13 protein-coding genes are annotated in these 15021 nt (G+C 64.5%); 6 read left to right on the top strand and 7 right to left on the bottom strand.

Annotated elements, in window-relative coordinates; all coding sequences use genetic code 11:
• The first annotated feature begins 55 nt into the window (after nt 1-55).
• Nucleotides 56-994, top strand: a complete 939-nt coding sequence (locus tag GDH07_RS05865; RefSeq protein ID WP_031321117.1) for a LysR family transcriptional regulator — start codon at nt 56-58, stop codon at nt 992-994.
• 204 nt (nt 995-1198) lie between these two features.
• On the opposite strand, the gene GDH07_RS05860 is transcribed toward GDH07_RS05865, so the two are convergent.
• From GDH07_RS05860 to GDH07_RS05850, 3 genes are all read right to left on the bottom strand, one after another.
• Nucleotides 1199-1564 (bottom strand): 5-carboxymethyl-2-hydroxymuconate Delta-isomerase, encoded by a 366-nt coding sequence (locus GDH07_RS05860; protein WP_085596032.1) that lies wholly within the window; start codon nt 1562-1564, stop codon nt 1199-1201.
• Nucleotides 1565-1643: 79 nt separating this feature from the next.
• Entirely contained in the window at nt 1644-2831 is a 1188-nt protein-coding gene (locus GDH07_RS05855; protein ID WP_152896903.1) for a low temperature requirement protein A, read from the bottom strand.
• Between the two features lie 95 nt (nt 2832-2926).
• Nucleotides 2927-3853 (bottom strand): LysR substrate-binding domain-containing protein, encoded by a 927-nt coding sequence (locus tag GDH07_RS05850; RefSeq protein ID WP_085596033.1) that lies wholly within the window; start codon nt 3851-3853, stop codon nt 2927-2929.
• 152 nt (nt 3854-4005) lie between these two features.
• Here GDH07_RS05850 and GDH07_RS05845 point away from each other — a divergent pair, with 152 nt between their 5' ends.
• The 5 genes from GDH07_RS05845 (at nt 4006) to GDH07_RS05825 (ending at nt 10285) form a co-directional block, all read left to right on the top strand.
• On the top strand, nt 4006-4671 hold the full coding sequence (locus GDH07_RS05845) for a GntR family transcriptional regulator (RefSeq protein ID WP_022642890.1): 666 nt from the start codon (nt 4006-4008) through the stop codon (nt 4669-4671).
• A 298-nt stretch (nt 4672-4969) separates the two neighbouring features.
• Nucleotides 4970-6343, top strand: coding sequence for a fosfomycin efflux MFS transporter AbaF (abaF, locus tag GDH07_RS05840; protein WP_152896902.1), 1374 nt, complete (start codon nt 4970-4972; stop codon nt 6341-6343).
• 188 nt (nt 6344-6531) lie between these two features.
• On the top strand, nt 6532-7476 hold the full coding sequence (locus tag GDH07_RS05835) for a dihydrodipicolinate synthase family protein (RefSeq protein ID WP_022642888.1): 945 nt from the start codon (nt 6532-6534) through the stop codon (nt 7474-7476).
• A gap of 117 nt (nt 7477-7593) precedes the next feature.
• Entirely contained in the window at nt 7594-9171 is a 1578-nt protein-coding gene (locus tag GDH07_RS05830) for an aldehyde dehydrogenase (NADP(+)) (RefSeq protein WP_152896901.1), read from the top strand.
• Between the two features lie 97 nt (nt 9172-9268).
• Complete coding sequence (locus GDH07_RS05825) at nt 9269-10285, top strand: Ldh family oxidoreductase (RefSeq protein ID WP_022642885.1); 1017 nt, start codon at nt 9269-9271, stop codon at nt 10283-10285.
• 51 nt (nt 10286-10336) lie between these two features.
• Here GDH07_RS05825 and GDH07_RS05820 read toward each other — a convergent pair whose 3' ends face one another.
• From GDH07_RS05820 to kce, 4 genes are all read right to left on the bottom strand, one after another.
• Nucleotides 10337-11674: an MFS transporter gene (locus GDH07_RS05820; RefSeq protein ID WP_085596037.1), complete on the bottom strand. Its 1338-nt coding sequence runs from the start codon at nt 11672-11674 to the stop codon at nt 10337-10339.
• 69 nt (nt 11675-11743) lie between these two features.
• Nucleotides 11744-13066, bottom strand: a complete 1323-nt coding sequence (locus GDH07_RS05815; protein ID WP_152896900.1) for an MFS transporter — start codon at nt 13064-13066, stop codon at nt 11744-11746.
• A gap of 65 nt (nt 13067-13131) precedes the next feature.
• On the bottom strand, nt 13132-14010 hold the full coding sequence (locus GDH07_RS05810; protein ID WP_152896899.1) for an SMP-30/gluconolactonase/LRE family protein: 879 nt from the start codon (nt 14008-14010) through the stop codon (nt 13132-13134).
• Nucleotides 14011-14077: 67 nt separating this feature from the next.
• A complete protein-coding gene (gene kce, locus GDH07_RS05805) occupies nt 14078-15010 on the bottom strand; it encodes a 3,5-dioxohexanoate:acetyl-CoA acetone transferase (protein WP_022642881.1) in 933 nt (310 codons plus the stop codon).
• Nucleotides 15011-15021: the final 11 nt, after the last annotated feature.

The raw sequence follows: 15021 nt of genomic DNA, 5'->3' as shown, positions 1-15021 counted from the left end.
AGCATCGACCCGGTTTGTGCGCCACCGGCGCCAGGTGCCCAGCGGGATGGAACGGATGCTCATCAGCAATGTGCTCAGGAAACTCGACATGCAGGACCTCATGGTCTTCGTTGCCGTGTATGAGCAAAGCAGTGTCACCGGGGTTTCGGAAACCCTGTGCGTCAGCCAGTCGACCGTCAGCTACTGCCTGAAGAAACTGCGCACGGGCTTTCAGGACGAACTGTTCATCCACACCCGCACCGGCATGCGTCCGACCTACAAGGCCACCAGCATGTACAGCCACGTGCTGAGGATCCTGGAGAGCATCAACCTGTGCCACAGCGGGGTGCCGGCCTTCGATCCGACCCACCAGGCGGTGACCTTCAACCTCTGCGCCCCCGAGTACTTCGAGCTGTTGATCCTGCCGCGCCTGCTCAAGGGCTTCGACTACGCCGACCTGCCGGTGACGGTCAACGTGCAGAAGCTGGAAGCGGACATTCCCGTCGACGAGTTGCGCGACGGCAGCCTCGACCTGGTGATCTGCTTCGGCCCCAACTTCCACCGCAGCCACGCCGATCTCCAGTCCCAGGTGCTGCTGGAAGACGAGTTGGTATGCGTCTTCGACAAACGCGCGACGCCGCCCACGCAAGCACGTTTCAGCCTGCAGTCGTTCGTCGAGCGACGTCATGTGTTCCCCACGCCCTGGACATCCGACAGCAACATGGTGGATGGCTGGCTGGCCCGTCAGGCCCGGAAACGCCAGATCGCCGCCCGCTCCAACAGCTACAGCGCGGCGCTGAAGATGATCACCGGCACCGACTTCATCCTCACCCTGCCCCGGCGCATCCAGGCCCTGCTGGCCAACGAGGCGGTGTTCAACCACTGCGAGGCGCCCGCCGGCCTGCCGGGGTTCACCCTGGACATGCAATGGAGCCAGGCCAGTGACCAGGACAGCGCCCAGGCCTGGCTGCGCGAGCAGGTGGTCAAGGTCTGCGCCGAACCGGGCCTGCTCTAGCAGGCCGTTGAAAAACTACCTGCGTTGCCATCGCTGCGTTAAAACAAGCTGGTGCGCTAGCCCGGTCAAAATGCTCATTGACCACTCGTAAACTGCGCTTTTTCGCCTGTTCTTGCCTTGCTCTGACTGCCTCGCCGACGTTTTTCAACGGCCTGCCAGGCGCCTGTTGAATACCTGGCAACGCGCCTGCGCTGGCAGCCTTGGTCAGAGACCGATGGCGGCCTTGGTGTAGGAGGCCCGGTCGATATCCAGGAGTTCCACGCACAGCTGGACCTGCAGCTCTGCCGGCCAGGGCGCGAGGTCTTGCAGCACCACCAGCAAGCTATCGGACAACTGCTTCTTGATTTCCGGCGAACGGCCGCTGAGCAGCGCCAGCTTGACGTGGACGAAGGCACGCTCGCCAAGGCCGGTGCCGACCCGGAACGCCTCGACCTTCACCGCCCGGCTCTTGATATCGAACTCATCCGAGAACTGCCCGGACGCCACCAGCGCATGGTTCAAGCGCAGCAGTGCCTTGTCGGCATCCAGTTGCGGCAGGTTGGCGGTGTATTCCATATGCAGGTGCGGCATGGCAAAGCTCCCGGTCATTCAGGGAAAAAGGGCGTTCAATACTACACAAGCGCCGAGGGCCTTGAATCATCCATTGGTGTCATTGCCTTGCCGCTGCGCGCTCGCGCAGAGCCAGGGTTTCCCAGGCCGCCACCAACAGCATCACCAGGGTGGTCAGGCTGCCCAGCGCCAGGGCGGAAAACACCTGGCCCAAGGCCACCGGCAACAGCAGCGTCAGACCGGCCAACCCCGCCAGGTGCGACAGCGGCGGCCAGGGCCGGTCGTTCATCACCCACTTGAACAAGGCGCAACCGAGCAGGAACAACCAGGGCCCGCCGATGATCACCAGTATTCCCGCCTGGCGAGCGTGGTCCGGATGGATGAGCACCAGTTCGTCGGCCACCGCGCTGACGATGATCCCGGCGACGATCAGCAAGTGAATGTAGGTATAGGCGATCCGCGCCTGGCGCCCGGGGTCGGTGGAATGGGCGATGCGGTGATGGGCGCGTTCGGCGCCGCTGTCGAAGTACACCCACCACATGCCGATGCTACCCAGCACCGCGACGATGAACCCCAGCAAGCATTGGCCGGTGGTGGCCAGTTCGGCGAAGGTGGCGCCGGTGACCAGCAGCGATTCGCCCAGGGCGATGATCACGAACAGCGCGCAACGCTCGGCCATGTGGTTGCCTTCGATATTCCAGTCCTCCAGGGTCGAGCGGCCAAGCCCCGGTACCCAGAAATACAGCGATGGCGCCAAGACCTCGATGCCCAGGGCCAGGGTCCAGCAGGCCAGGCGTCCCGGGCCCTGGAGCAGGCCGCCAGCGATCCAGAACACCCCGGAGAACATCAACCACAGCAGGATGCGCTGGAAGTTGCGGGTCATGTTCAGCGGCTCGCCACGCACCGCCCACAGCGAGTAGGCGGTACGTCCCACCTGCATGAACACATAGGCTGCGGCGAACAGCAGGCCACGGTCACCGAAAGCCTTGGGAATCGAGGACGACAGCAACAACCCGGCCACCATCAACACGAACAGCCCGAGGCGGATCGGCAGGGTCTCCGGGTCCAGCCAGTTGGTGATCCACGAGGTGAAGATCCACACCCACCACACCGCCACCATCAGCAACGCCACCTGCAGCACGCCGGCCAGCGACAGGTGCACCAGCAGCGCGTGGGACAACTGGGTCACGGCGAACACGAACACCAGGTCGAAAAACAGCTCGACCATGCCCACCTTGCCGCTGTCATGGCTGCCGCGACCACGCAGCAGGGAACGGGATCGAATCATGGACACTCTCCGCCGGTGGAGGATTTGCTCGGGGTTTGTACTGAGCAAAGCAGGTGCCGCCGACAATGCCAGCGCGGCCCGGCGGGAACCACCGATCAGGTAGCCAGCGGTAGTGGCGTGCGCTCGCTCATGAAGGCTTCCAGGCGCGAACGCAGCCAGCGTTCGGCTGGGTCGGTGTCGACGTGGCTGAGCCAGACCATGGACAGGTCCAGGGTCGGGGTCTTGAACGGAAACGGTTCGCAGTACAACTGCCCGGTGGTCGCCATGGCCTGGGCGGCGTAGTCCGGCAGGCTGGCGATCAGCTTGGTCCCGGCCAGCAGCGCCGGCAGCGAACTGTACTGCGGCACCGAAAGCACCACCTGGCGGGTGCGGCCGATCTCCGCCAGCCACTCATCGGCGAAGCCGGCGACGTTGGCGGTGTGGGACACCAGCACATGGGGCCGCGAGCAGTATTCGTCGAGGCTCATCGGCGTGTCGCTGGCATCGGCGCGCAGCACGCTGGGGTTGATATGGCGCAGCAACTTGCGCTTGGCATTGGCCGGCAGGCCGCGGGTCTGGCTGATGCCGACGGTGATATCGCCGGAGGCCAGCAGGTCGGGAATCCGCCAGTAGTCCACGTGCTGGACCACGACCACCACCTGCGGCGCCTCCTGGCGCAAGGCCCGCAGCAAGGGCGGCAACAGACCGAACTCGACGTCATCGGACAGGCCGATGCGAAAGGTCATGGTGCTGCTGGCGGGATCGAAATCATGGGTCAGGCTCAGGGCCGAGGACAGGGCGTCCAGGGCCGGCGACAGGTGCTGGATCAATTGCTCGGCACGGGCAGTGGGCTCCATTCGATGGCCGACGCGAATGAACAGCGGATCGTTGAACATCGCCCGCAGCCGATTGAGCGCGGAGCTGATGGTGGGCTGGCCGAGAAACAGCTTCTCCGCCACCCGGGTGACGTTGCGTTCGAGCATCAGCGCCTCGAATACCACCATCAGGTTGATGTCGGCCTTGCGCAGTTCATTGCGATTCATCGGCGATGTTCCATAACCCAGTCGGCGCCCAGTGTAGAAAGGCCCGGGGGCTGGCGTCCAGGCGGATGTGGCGGCTTGGCATGGTGCGGTTTTTCCAGGCTCCGGGGTTTCGTATAAGATATCCGCACCCTCAACCGCTTTCGGTAACCTCCGTGCCACTTCCCTTCAACAAAGCGCCGAACCTGGGCGTGACGCCCTCGACCTCGGAAATCATTGCCAAGCACCTGCGTGAAGCGATCATCTCCGGCCAGCTTGCCGAAGGCGAACCCGTTCGCCAGGACGATATCGCCCAGGCGTTCAACGTCAGCAAGATCCCGGTTCGCGAAGCGCTCAAGCGCCTGGAAGCCGAAGGGCTGGTGGACTTCCACCGCAATCGTGGCGCCCTAGTCACCCGGATCTCCGAACCCGAGCTGGCGCAGATGTTCGAGGTGCGGGTGCTGCTGGAGGTCAAGGCAATCCGCCTGGCCGTGCCGAACATGACCGAGGAAACCTTCGCCAGGGCCGAGGCCATCTGCGCCGAATTCGTCGGCGAAGACGATATCGGACGTTGGGCCGAGCTCAACTGGGAGCTGCATGCCTGCCTCTATGAACCGGCCCAGCGGCCCTTCCTGGTCAACCTCATTCGTTCGATCCACGACAAGATCGAGCGCTACCTGCGCATGCAGATGAGCCTCTCGGCGGGCAAGGACCGGGCCGACCACGAGCACAAGGATATCGTCGCCGCCTGCCGCGCGCGGGATGTCGAGCTCGTCGCCCGGTTAATCGAGACCCATATCAACGGGGTGTGCCAGAGCCTGTACGAACACCTGCCACACTGAATGCTCCTTTGCGTGGCACGGCTGCCGCCAGTGCCACTTGCCGTAACACCTGCCTGCCCCTCCCCGCCCATCCCCACCGTCACTTCTTGAGCGTGCGCCCCAGCAGATCCGCGCCTTGGCGCCATGGCCAAGGCAATGCAAAGGCTTGGCCTCTTTCTTGCTTTGAAATATATCGTATACGAAATACCGTATAAAAATAGGACTTCGGCCCTCCTACCCAAGGCCTCCATCGGACCGGCACAAGGCTCGAAGCCCTAGCGAAACTCCCCCTGACAATACCTATCGGAGTGCGACATCGATGACCTCGACGACTTCTGCGACACCTCGCGAACTGGAACGAACGGCGACCAAGGCACCTGCGGGGATCAAGCGGGTGGTGGCCGCGGCGATGGCTGGCGCCGTGGCCGAGTGGTATGAGTTCTTTCTATATGGAACGGCCTCGGCCCTGGTCTTCGGCCAGTTGTTCTTCCGCCAGACCGGTAGCGCGATGGACGGCATCATCGCCGCCTTCGCCCTGTATGCCGTGGGCTTTCTGGCCAGGCCCATCGGCGGGCTGGTGTTCGGTCACTACGGTGACAAGGTCGGCCGCAAGCACCTGTTGCAGATCAGCCTGGTGGTGGTGGGCATCACCACCTTCCTCATGGGCTGCCTGCCGACCTTCGAACGGATCGGTTATGCCGCGCCCATCCTCCTGGTGCTGCTGCGCCTGATCCAGGGTTTCGCCTTCGGTGGCGAATGGGGTGGCGCGGTGCTGCTGGTGTCCGAGCACAGCCCGGATAACCGTCGCGGCTTCTGGGCCAGCTGGCCGCAGGCCGGAGTGCCGGCCGGCAACCTGATCGCCACGGTGATCCTGCTGCTCTTGTCCTCCAATCTTTCCGAAGAGCAGTTCCTCGACTGGGGCTGGCGGGTGGCCTTCTGGTTCTCCGCGGTGGTGGTGCTGATCGGCTACTGGATCCGTACCCGGGTCGATGACGCACCGATCTTCAAGGAGGCCCAGGCCCGCCAGCAGAAGGTCGAGAAGGAACAACTGGGCGTCGTCGAGGTCGTGACCAAGCACTGGCGTGAAGTGCTGATCGGCATTGGCGCGCGGTTCGCCGAGAACATCCTGTACTACATAGTCGTCACGTTCTCCATCACCTACCTGAAGCTGGTGGTGCACAAGGACACCTCACAGATCCTGCTGCTGATGTTCGGCGCCCACCTGCTGCACTTCTTCATGATTCCGCTCATGGGCTACCTGTCCGACATCATCGGGCGCAAGCCGGTGTACCTGGTGGGCGCGGTGCTCACCGGGGTCTGGGGCTTCGTCGGTTTCCCGATGATGGACACCGGCAACAACTGGCTGATCATGGCGGCGATCACCCTGGGCCTGGCCATCGAGTCCATGACCTACGCGCCCTACTCGGCCCTGATGTCGGAGCTGTTCCCGACCCATGTGCGCTACACCGCGTTGTCGCTGTGCTACCAGGTGGCGCCGATCCTGGCTGGCTCCCTGGCGCCGCTGATCGCCATCACCCTGCTCAAGGAATACAACAGCTCGACTCCCATCGCCTGGTACCTGGTGGCCTCGGCCGTGATCTCGATCATCGCCGTGGGCGCAGCCCGGGAAACCCGTGGCATGTCGTTGCGGGAAGTTGACCAGGACTCCGCCAGCCGGACCGCGGGACGCTGATCCCCCAGGCTCATGGATGAGCCCGTATTGCCCCACCCCACGCAAATGACACCCAAGGCTTTACTTCGCCAAGCATCGATTATATAACGTATACGATATTCGATTATGCGCAATGAACCAGAAACCGAGCGACCCGGTTCGAGCCATAGATGTAGCTACAACAAACCCAACAACCATGAGGTAGCGTCATGAGCAATATTTTCACCGGCACCATCCCCGCACTGATGACCCCGTGCACGCCAGATCGCAAACCGGACTTCGACGCCCTGGTACGCAAGGGCCGCGAGCTGATCGAGGCGGGCATGAGCGCCGTGGTGTATTGCGGCTCCATGGGCGACTGGCCGCTGCTCACCGAAGCCCAGCGCCAGGAAGGCGTTGCCCGCCTGGTGGCCGCCGGCATCCCGACCATCGTCGGCACCGGTGCCGTCAACTCCAAGGAAGCGGTATCCCACGCGGCCCACGCGGCCAAGGTCGGCGCCCATGGCCTGATGGTCATTCCCCGCGTACTGTCCCGCGGTGCCTCGCTGGTCGCGCAGAAGGCCCACTTCAAGGCCATCCTGGCCGCGGCGCCGAACCTGCCATCGGTCATCTACAACAGCCCCCACTACGGTTTCGCCACCCGCGCGGACCTGTTCTTCGAACTGCGCAGCGAGCATCCGAACCTGATCGGCTTCAAGGAGTTCGGGGGTGCCGCAGCCAGCCGTTATGCCGCGGAGTTCATCACCTCCAAGGATGACGCCGTGACCTTGATGGTGGGCGTGGACACCGACGTGGTGAACGGCTTCGTCAACTGCAACGCCACCGGCTCGATCACCGGTATCGGCAACGCCCTGCCTCGTGAAGTCCTGCAACTGGTGGCCCTGAGCAAACAGGCCGCCAAAGGCGATGCCAAGGCCCGCCGCCTGGCGCTGGAGCTGGAGTCGGCGCTGCACGTGCTGTCGTCGTTCGATGAAGGCGGCGACCTGGTCCTCTACTACAAGCACCTGATGGTGCTCAACGGCGACCTGGAATACACCCTGCACTTCAACGAGACCGACGCCTTGAGCGATGCCCAGCGCAACTACGCCGAGGCCCAGTACCAGCTGTTCCGTACCTGGTACGCCAACTGGCTGAAGGAAAACAACCTGGCCTGACGGCGCAGGTCGCCCCCCTCGAGCGGCGCGCCCATGCGCGCCGCTCGCATTTCTCCCCTGCCCCGGGTCTTCGAACAGGCGGCAGGCAAACACCTTAGTCATCTCAGGAGGCCTGATATGGACCTGACAGGAAAGATGCTCATCGGCGGGCAAGCCGTGCCGGGCAACCGCGACGCGATCAAGGCCATCAACCCGGCGACCGACCAGGCACTGGAGCCTGGGTACCCCGGCGGCTCCCGCGAACATGTCGACCAGGCCTGCGCCCTGGCCTGGTCCGCCTTCGACAGCTATCGCGAAACCTCGCTGGAACAACGCGCGGCCTTCCTGGAAGGCATCGCCGGACAGATCGAAGCACTGGGCGACGCCCTGGTGGACCGCGCCGTGGCGGAGTCGGGTTTACCCCGCCCCCGCATTCAGGGCGAAGTCGGACGCACCTGCCTCCAATTGCGCACCTTCGCGCGAACCGTAAGGGCCGGCGAATGGCTCGACGTACGTGTCGATGAAGCCCTGCCGGAGCGCCAGCCGCTGCCACGCCCCGACCTGCGCCAGCGGCACATCGCCCTCGGTCCGGTGGCCGTCTTCGGCGCCAGCAACTTTCCCCTCGCCTTCTCCGTGGCCGGCGGCGATACCGCTTCAGCCCTCGCGGCAGGCTGCCCGGTGATCGTCAAGGCACACAGCGCCCATCCTGGCACCAGCGAACTGGTAGGCCAGGCCATCAGCAGAGCGGTGGCCGCACATGACCTGGCCCCCGGGGTGTTTTCGCTGCTGTACGGCTCGGGAGCGGAGATTGGGATCGGCCTGGTGAGCGATCCACGAATCAAGGCCGTGGGCTTCACCGGCTCGCGCAGTGGCGGTGTCGCCCTGACCCAGGCGGCCCAGGCTCGCCCGGAACCCATCCCGGTCTATGCCGAGATGAGTTCGATCAACCCGGTCTTCCTGTTCGAGCATGCCCTGCACAACCGCGGCCCCGCACTGGCAGAGGGGTTCGTCGCCTCGCTGAACCAGGGAGCCGGCCAGTTCTGCACCAACCCTGGGCTGGTCATCGCCATCAAGGGCGATGCCCTGGACGCCTTCCTCGCCACGGCTACCCAGGCAGTCCAGCGCAGCCCCGCCCAGACCATGCTGACCCCGGGCATCTTCAGGGCCTATGCAAACGGCCTGCAAGCCTTGGCCGGCAATGCCGGGGCACGAGTGCTCGGGGCCGGGCTGGAAGGCGCAGGACCGAACCAGTGCCAGACCCACCTGTTCGTGGCCAGTGCCCAGGACTTCCTGCGGGAGCCAGCGCTGCAGGCGGAAATCTTCGGGTCCGCCTCGTTGGTGGTGACATGTGAAGACGCAGCCCAAGTACTGCAGGTCGCCGAGCACCTGGAGGGGCAACTGACCGCGACGCTGCACCTGGACGAGGCCGACGCCCAGGCCGTTCGCAACCTGCTGCCGACCCTGGAGCGCAAGGCTGGACGGATCCTGGTGAACGGCTGGCCGACCGGTGTCGAGGTATGCGACGCGATGGTCCACGGCGGGCCTTTCCCGGCCACCTCCGACTCGCGTTCCACCTCCGTGGGAACCGCAGCCATCGCGCGCTTCCTGCGGCCGGTCTGTTACCAGAACTTCCCGGACGCATTGCTGCCACTGGCCATCCAGGGCGCCAACCCCATGGCGTTGTCACGCCTGGTCAATGGCCAGCGCCAGAGCTGAAGACGTCCCGCAGCAGCTTGTAGAGAGCCGACCCGGCACTGCGCCGGGCCGGCCCTCGACCTATCCATCGTTCACCCAGGACCCAAGGATAAGTTCCATGTCTGACTTGATTAATCTGTCGCTCGACCAAGCCTATCGACTGTCCAGCGATGTACTGACAAGCAACGGCTTTTCCGAGGCGCATGCTCAAGCCATCGCGCGCACCGTCACCAGCGGACAAGCCGACGAGTGCCACTCCCATGGCCTGTATCGGTTGCTGGTCTGCGTGAAATCCATGCGCGAAGGCCAGGTCGACCCACAGGCCCTGCCCACCCTGAGCGACCGCTCCGCCGGTATCGTCGCGGTCGACGCCCACCGGGGGTACTCGCTGTTGTCATTCGAAACGGCACTGCCGGTACTGGTGCGCAAGACTCGCCAGATCGGCGTGGCGGCCATGGTGATCAACAACTGCTATCACTTCTCGGCCCTCTGGCCGGAAATCGAGGCGCTGACGGCCCAGGGACTCGCCGCCCTGGCGCTCACGCCAAGCCATAGCTGGGTCGCTCCGGCTGGCGGCAGCAAACCGGTGTTCGGCACCAACCCCATCGCCTTCGGCTGGCCACGCCCAGGTCGCGATCCCTTCGTCTTCGACTTCGCCACCAGCGCCATCGCCCGGGGAGATATCGAGCTGCACCGACGGGCCAACAGCCCGCTGCCCGAAGGCTGTGCCATCGACAGCGACGGCCAGCCCACCACCGATGCGCTGGCCGCGCTGTCGGGTGCCATGCTCACCTTCGGCGGGCACAAGGGCTCGGCCCTGGCGGCCATGGTCGAGCTCCTGGCAGGCGCCCTGATCAACGACATGACGAGCATGGAATCCATGGCCTTCGACGCCGGCGTGGGCGCCACGCCACTGCACGGCGAACTGATCCTGGCCTTCGATCCGCAACTGTTCTCCAACGGCAAGCCCGAAGAAGGCGCCCAGCGTGCGCAAGCCTTGTTCGATGGGATCGTGCAGCAGGGCGCGCGCCTGCCATCCCAGCGTCGCTATGAGGCCCGCAAGCGCAGCAAGGACGCCGGGGTATTCCTGCCCAAGGCCTTGTATGAGGACATCCTCAAGCTGCTGGACAGATAATCCGCAGCGGCCGGCCGACTTGCTCGTTGCGGGGCCGGCCGGCCACGGCCATCACATCGAGTGCTGCTTGACCGGCCGGCCGGCCACAGCGTCCGTATAGCTCCGTTCCTCCTGTCCCTGGCGCAAACGCAACGCCACCAGCGCCGCTACCAGCAAGACCAGGGCGATGACCTTGAGACCGTTCATGGCGTCGCCCGTGGTCATTTCGATCGCGCCCATCACCGAGGGCCCGACAAACCCGCCCAGCAAGCCGCAGCAGTTCACGAAACCCAGGCCACCTGCCAGGGCCGCGCCCTTGAGCCGGGAAGCGGGATACAGAAAGATGATCGACTGCACCACGAAGAACATCAGCGCAGCGACGCAGAAGCCCACCAGGCTGAATACCGGCCCGGAAACCGCGGCGATCAGCAATCCCGAGGCCATCACCAGCAGTCCCAGGACCAGCAATTGTCGCGAGCGCCGGGCACTGTTGGCCAGCCGGGGCAAAGCGACGGCTCCCACGGCGGCGGCGATCCAGGGCAGGGAGTTCAACAAGCCGACGCTCATGATGCTCAAGCTGCCGTATTTGCCGATGATGCTGGGCAGGAAGAAGATCACGGTATAGATGGTGATCTGGTGGCAGAAGTACACGAAGATCGCCAGCAGGATCTGCGGGGTGAAGCACTGCCTGAACGAATGCCCGCCCTGCCCCGCTCCTTCGTCGGCCTCCCTGGCCAGTCGCTGTTCGATGGACTGGGCTTCTTCTGCACTCAACCAGCGAGCCTTGCCCGGACGATCCGGCAGGTGGCGCCAGACCACCCAGGCGAAGAACACCGCCGGCAAGCCTTCGAGCAGGAACATCCACTGCCAGCCATGCCAGCCCAGCAAGCCATCCATCTTCATCAACGCCGCGCCCAACGGGCCGCCGATGATATTGGCCAGGCATACCCCCAGGAGGAAGTAACCAGTGGCCCGGGCCCGCTGCTGGCGGTCGAACCAGTAGGTCAGGTACAGCATCACGCCGGGAAACAACCCCGCCTCGGCGATGCCCAGCAACAGGCGCAGCACGTAGAAGGACGTCTCGCCCTGGACGAAGGCCATGGCGGCCGAGATCAGGCCCCAGGTCGCCATGATCCGGGCAATCCAGAAGCGCGCGCCGACCCGGTGCATGATCAGGTTGCTCGGTACTTCGGACAGCGCGTAGGTCAGGAAGAACAATCCAGCGCCCAGGCCATAGGCCGCGGCGGATATTCCCAGGTCGACATCCAGCTGGTGCTTGGCCAGGGCGATATTGGTGCGGTCGAGAAAGCTCAGCACATAGGCTGCGATCAGCAATGGCATGAGTTTGCGAAACATCAGGCGGGTCAACTGCTGCTGGTCCCGGGGAGCGGTGGGTGCGGCGGTATGCATGGTACGGGCCTCATATCGAGCGGCTTTGGCGCCCCGCCAGCAATGGCCGGGGAGCGCATCGGTGTTGTTCTAGAACTCGGGTTGCGCCAGCGGCGGTTGCGCATGCCGGGCGAACAGCTGCAGCAGCACGCCGCCCAGGGCACAACCGGCCATGACGAAGAAACACAGGCTGTAGCCCGGCAGGCTGGTCCAGCCTCCGCCGGAGGCGATCAGGCTGCCCATCAGCAGCGGTGCCATGCCTCCACCGATGAACATCGCGGTGGTGATGATGCCGTTGGCGGTGGAAGTAGCCGAGGGCTCGGCCGAATCGCAGGCCACGGCGTAGTAGATCGGCCACACTGCATTGGCCACCAGGCCGAACAGCAACTGCATGACGATGACCAGCGCCAGGGTGCTGGCGAAGTAGAAAGCCGCGACACTGGCGGCCATCCATAGCCCGCAAATGATCAGGGTCAAGCGCCGACCGATGATGTCGGACAGCGCTGGCCAGATCAGTTGCCCGAGAATCCCGGTCAGGGTGAAGACCACGCTCATGCCCGCGGACTCGGCCAGGGACAGGCCGGTGATGTTGTACAGGTAGGCCGGCAGGACGATGTTCACGCCCATGTACACCACCTGGGTAAGCAGGGTATTGCCGGCCGTGAGGGCGATATTGCGATTGCCCAGGGTCGCGACGAAGGTACGCCACGCCTGGCCCTTGGCCTGGGTCACGGGAGTGCTGTCCGGTGGGGTCATGCCCTTGGCGGCGATGTCGAGGTACAGCTGGGTGATGCGCTGGGGCGTGGAGTAGCGTGCCCAGAACAGCATCAGTGGTACGGCCACGACGAAGGCGAAGAAGAACACATAGCGCCAGTTGTCCTCGCCAAAGGTACCGATGACAAAACTGGCCACCAGGCCGCTGAGCATGGCGCCGATCGGGTAACCGGTGTGGTGCGCCCCAAGGGCGAACCCGCGGCGCTCCACCGGCCACCATTCGGCGGTATTGCTCACCCCTACGGGCTCCCCCCAGCCGGCGCCCAGGTTGACGCCTACGCGCAAGGCGACGAACGCGGCGAGATTGCCGCTCAGGGCCTTGAATCCGGACAGGAACGAAATGGCGGTGTAGCCCAGCACCAGCGGGACCTGGAAACGCGCACGCTTCCAGCCGCCACCATGCCGGTCGCTCCAGATCGAACCGGGAATATCCAGCAAAGCCAGGGCCAGCATGATCAGGGTCGCGAGCGTCCCCCATTGCTCGGCGGACAATTCGAAGTGCTTGGAAATAGTCGGCCCCAGCCGCAAGACGATCTCACGGTCGTAGGCATTGAGGATCCAGATCATCCAGCAGACCAGCAAAGACACCCAGGAGTGACGATGAATCTGGCGCAGCGAAGCTTTCTTGACGATAGCCATGGGCCTCTCCAGGCGCGTGATGACGCGCACTGACACGGGATTGCAGAAGGGATTGGGGGACTGCTTCAGCCGGCGAACCGACGCTCGGCGATACCCCGCACACCCAGGCCATGGATGGCGAACAAGGCCCCACGCTGCTGGCCGTCCGCTGGGAAGCGTGGCAATGGCGGCCGGGCCATTGAGGTGACGAACAGGATGTCCAGGTCCGGTCCGCCGAAGGTCAGGCTGGTGACCTTCTTCACTGGCATCTCGATGACCCGGTCGACCCGCCCGTCCGGGCTGTAGCGCACCAGCTGGCCGGCATAGACCAGGGCCTGCCACAGGTAGCCCTCGGCATCCACGGTGCAACCATCGGCGGCACCGCCGGCGGCGGTATCGACCTTGGCGAAGGTCCGCCGGTTACGCACCGCACCCGTGGTGGTGTCGTAGTCGTAGGCACGGATTTCCCCTGACCAGGTGTCGGCGAAATACAGGATGTCGCCTCCCGGGCTCCAACACGGGCCATTGGAAACGATGATCTCGCTATCGAGGGTATGCAGGCTGAGGTCCGGGTCCAACCGATAGAGCTTGGCGCTGGGGCTTTCTTCGCGGGTATCCATGGAGCCGAAGACAAAACGCCCCTGGCGGTCGACCTTGCCATCGTTGAGCCGGTTGTGCGGCAGGCCGGGCTCCGGATCCACGATCAACTGCAGTTCGCCGCTACGCAGGTCCAGGTTATGCAGCCCTTCCTGCAGGGCGACCAGCGCTTGCTCACCACAGCGGCGCAGAGCCATGGAGCCGATTTTCTGCGCCACGTCCCAGGCCCTGAGCTCGGAGCCATCGACGGTACAGCGCAGGATTCGCCCATCGGCGCTGTCGACCCAGTACAGCCGTTGTTGTTCCTGGTCCCAGACCGGACCTTCGCCGAGATTGGTTTTGACATCCACCAGGACTTCGATACGCATGGTGTTATCCCTTTATTGTTGTTGTGCGGGATGGGCGGACAGGCTCCGCCCAGGCTGGATGTGCCGCCTAGAAAGCGACCTGGTCGCGCCCCTTGAGCCCGAGCATGGCCCGGGCTTCATCCGGCGTCGCCACACGGCCGCCCAAGGCCTCGATCACCGTGCGGATGCGCCGCACCTGATCGGCATTGCTGGCGGCCAGCTTGCCCGGACCATCCCAGAGCGAGTCCTCCAGGCCCACCCGGACATGGCTGCCCATGGCCAGGCCCATGGTCCCCAGGGGGATCTGGTTGCGTCCGGCGCCAAGAATCGACCAGTGATAGTCCTCGCCGAACAGGCGATCGGCGGTGCGCCGCATATGGGCCAGGTCCTCGGGATGACCGCCGATCCCGCCCCGCAGGCCGAACACCGACTGGATGAACAGCGGCGCCTTGAGCAAGCCGCGCTCAAGGAAATGGGCCGCGGTATAGAGGTGGCCGATGTCGTAGCACTCGATCTCGAAGCGCGTACGGTTTTGCGCACAAGCGCTGAGGATGTGCGCAATATCGCGGAAGGTATTGCGGAAGATCCGATCGTCGCTCTCTTCCAGGTACGGACGCTCCCAGTCGTGCTTGAACTCGGTGAAGCGGTTGAGCATTTCGTACAGGCCGAAGTTCATCGACCCCATGTTCAGCGAAGCCAGTTCCGGCTTGAACTCCAGCACCGGTTGCAGGCGCTCTTCGACCCCCATGGTCGGCGCTCCGCCGGTGGTCAAGTTGATCACTACGTCGCTGGCCGACTTGATCTGTGGCAGGAAGCGTCGGAACAGCTCCGGGTCCTGGCTCGGCCGCCCATCCTCAGGGTCCCGGGCGTGCAGGTGGACGATGGCGGCGCCGGCCTCGGCAGCGGCGATGGCTTCTGCGGCGATTTGCCCGGCGGTAACCGGCAGGTGCGGTGACATGGACGGGGTATGGATCGCCCCGGTGACGGCACAGGTGATGATGACAGGGGTTTTTCCGGGCATGACGGTACTCC

The organism is Pseudomonas piscis, from assembly GCF_009380155.1.
GTDB lineage: Bacteria > Pseudomonadota > Gammaproteobacteria > Pseudomonadales > Pseudomonadaceae > Aquipseudomonas > Aquipseudomonas piscis.
Note: the sequence above shows the minus strand (reverse complement) of the source record. Positions and strands in the feature narration are given on the sequence as shown.

Coding starts and splice junctions, on each gene's coding strand:
- GDH07_RS05865 (WP_031321117.1), top strand. CDS start 56: ATGCTCATCAGCAATGTGCTCAGGAAACTCGACATGCAGGACCTCATG.
- GDH07_RS05860 (WP_085596032.1), bottom strand. CDS start 1,564: ATGCCGCACCTGCATATGGAATACACCGCCAACCTGCCGCAACTGGAT.
- GDH07_RS05855 (WP_152896903.1), bottom strand. CDS start 2,831: ATGATTCGATCCCGTTCCCTGCTGCGTGGTCGCGGCAGCCATGACAGC.
- GDH07_RS05850 (WP_085596033.1), bottom strand. CDS start 3,853: ATGAATCGCAATGAACTGCGCAAGGCCGACATCAACCTGATGGTGGTA.
- abaF (WP_152896902.1), top strand. CDS start 4,970: ATGACCTCGACGACTTCTGCGACACCTCGCGAACTGGAACGAACGGCG.
- GDH07_RS05835 (WP_022642888.1), top strand. CDS start 6,532: ATGAGCAATATTTTCACCGGCACCATCCCCGCACTGATGACCCCGTGC.
- GDH07_RS05830 (WP_152896901.1), top strand. CDS start 7,594: ATGGACCTGACAGGAAAGATGCTCATCGGCGGGCAAGCCGTGCCGGGC.
- GDH07_RS05825 (WP_022642885.1), top strand. CDS start 9,269: ATGTCTGACTTGATTAATCTGTCGCTCGACCAAGCCTATCGACTGTCC.
- GDH07_RS05820 (WP_085596037.1), bottom strand. CDS start 11,674: ATGCATACCGCCGCACCCACCGCTCCCCGGGACCAGCAGCAGTTGACC.
- GDH07_RS05815 (WP_152896900.1), bottom strand. CDS start 13,066: ATGGCTATCGTCAAGAAAGCTTCGCTGCGCCAGATTCATCGTCACTCC.
- GDH07_RS05810 (WP_152896899.1), bottom strand. CDS start 14,010: ATGCGTATCGAAGTCCTGGTGGATGTCAAAACCAATCTCGGCGAAGGT.
- kce (WP_022642881.1), bottom strand. CDS start 15,010: ATGCCCGGAAAAACCCCTGTCATCATCACCTGTGCCGTCACCGGGGCG.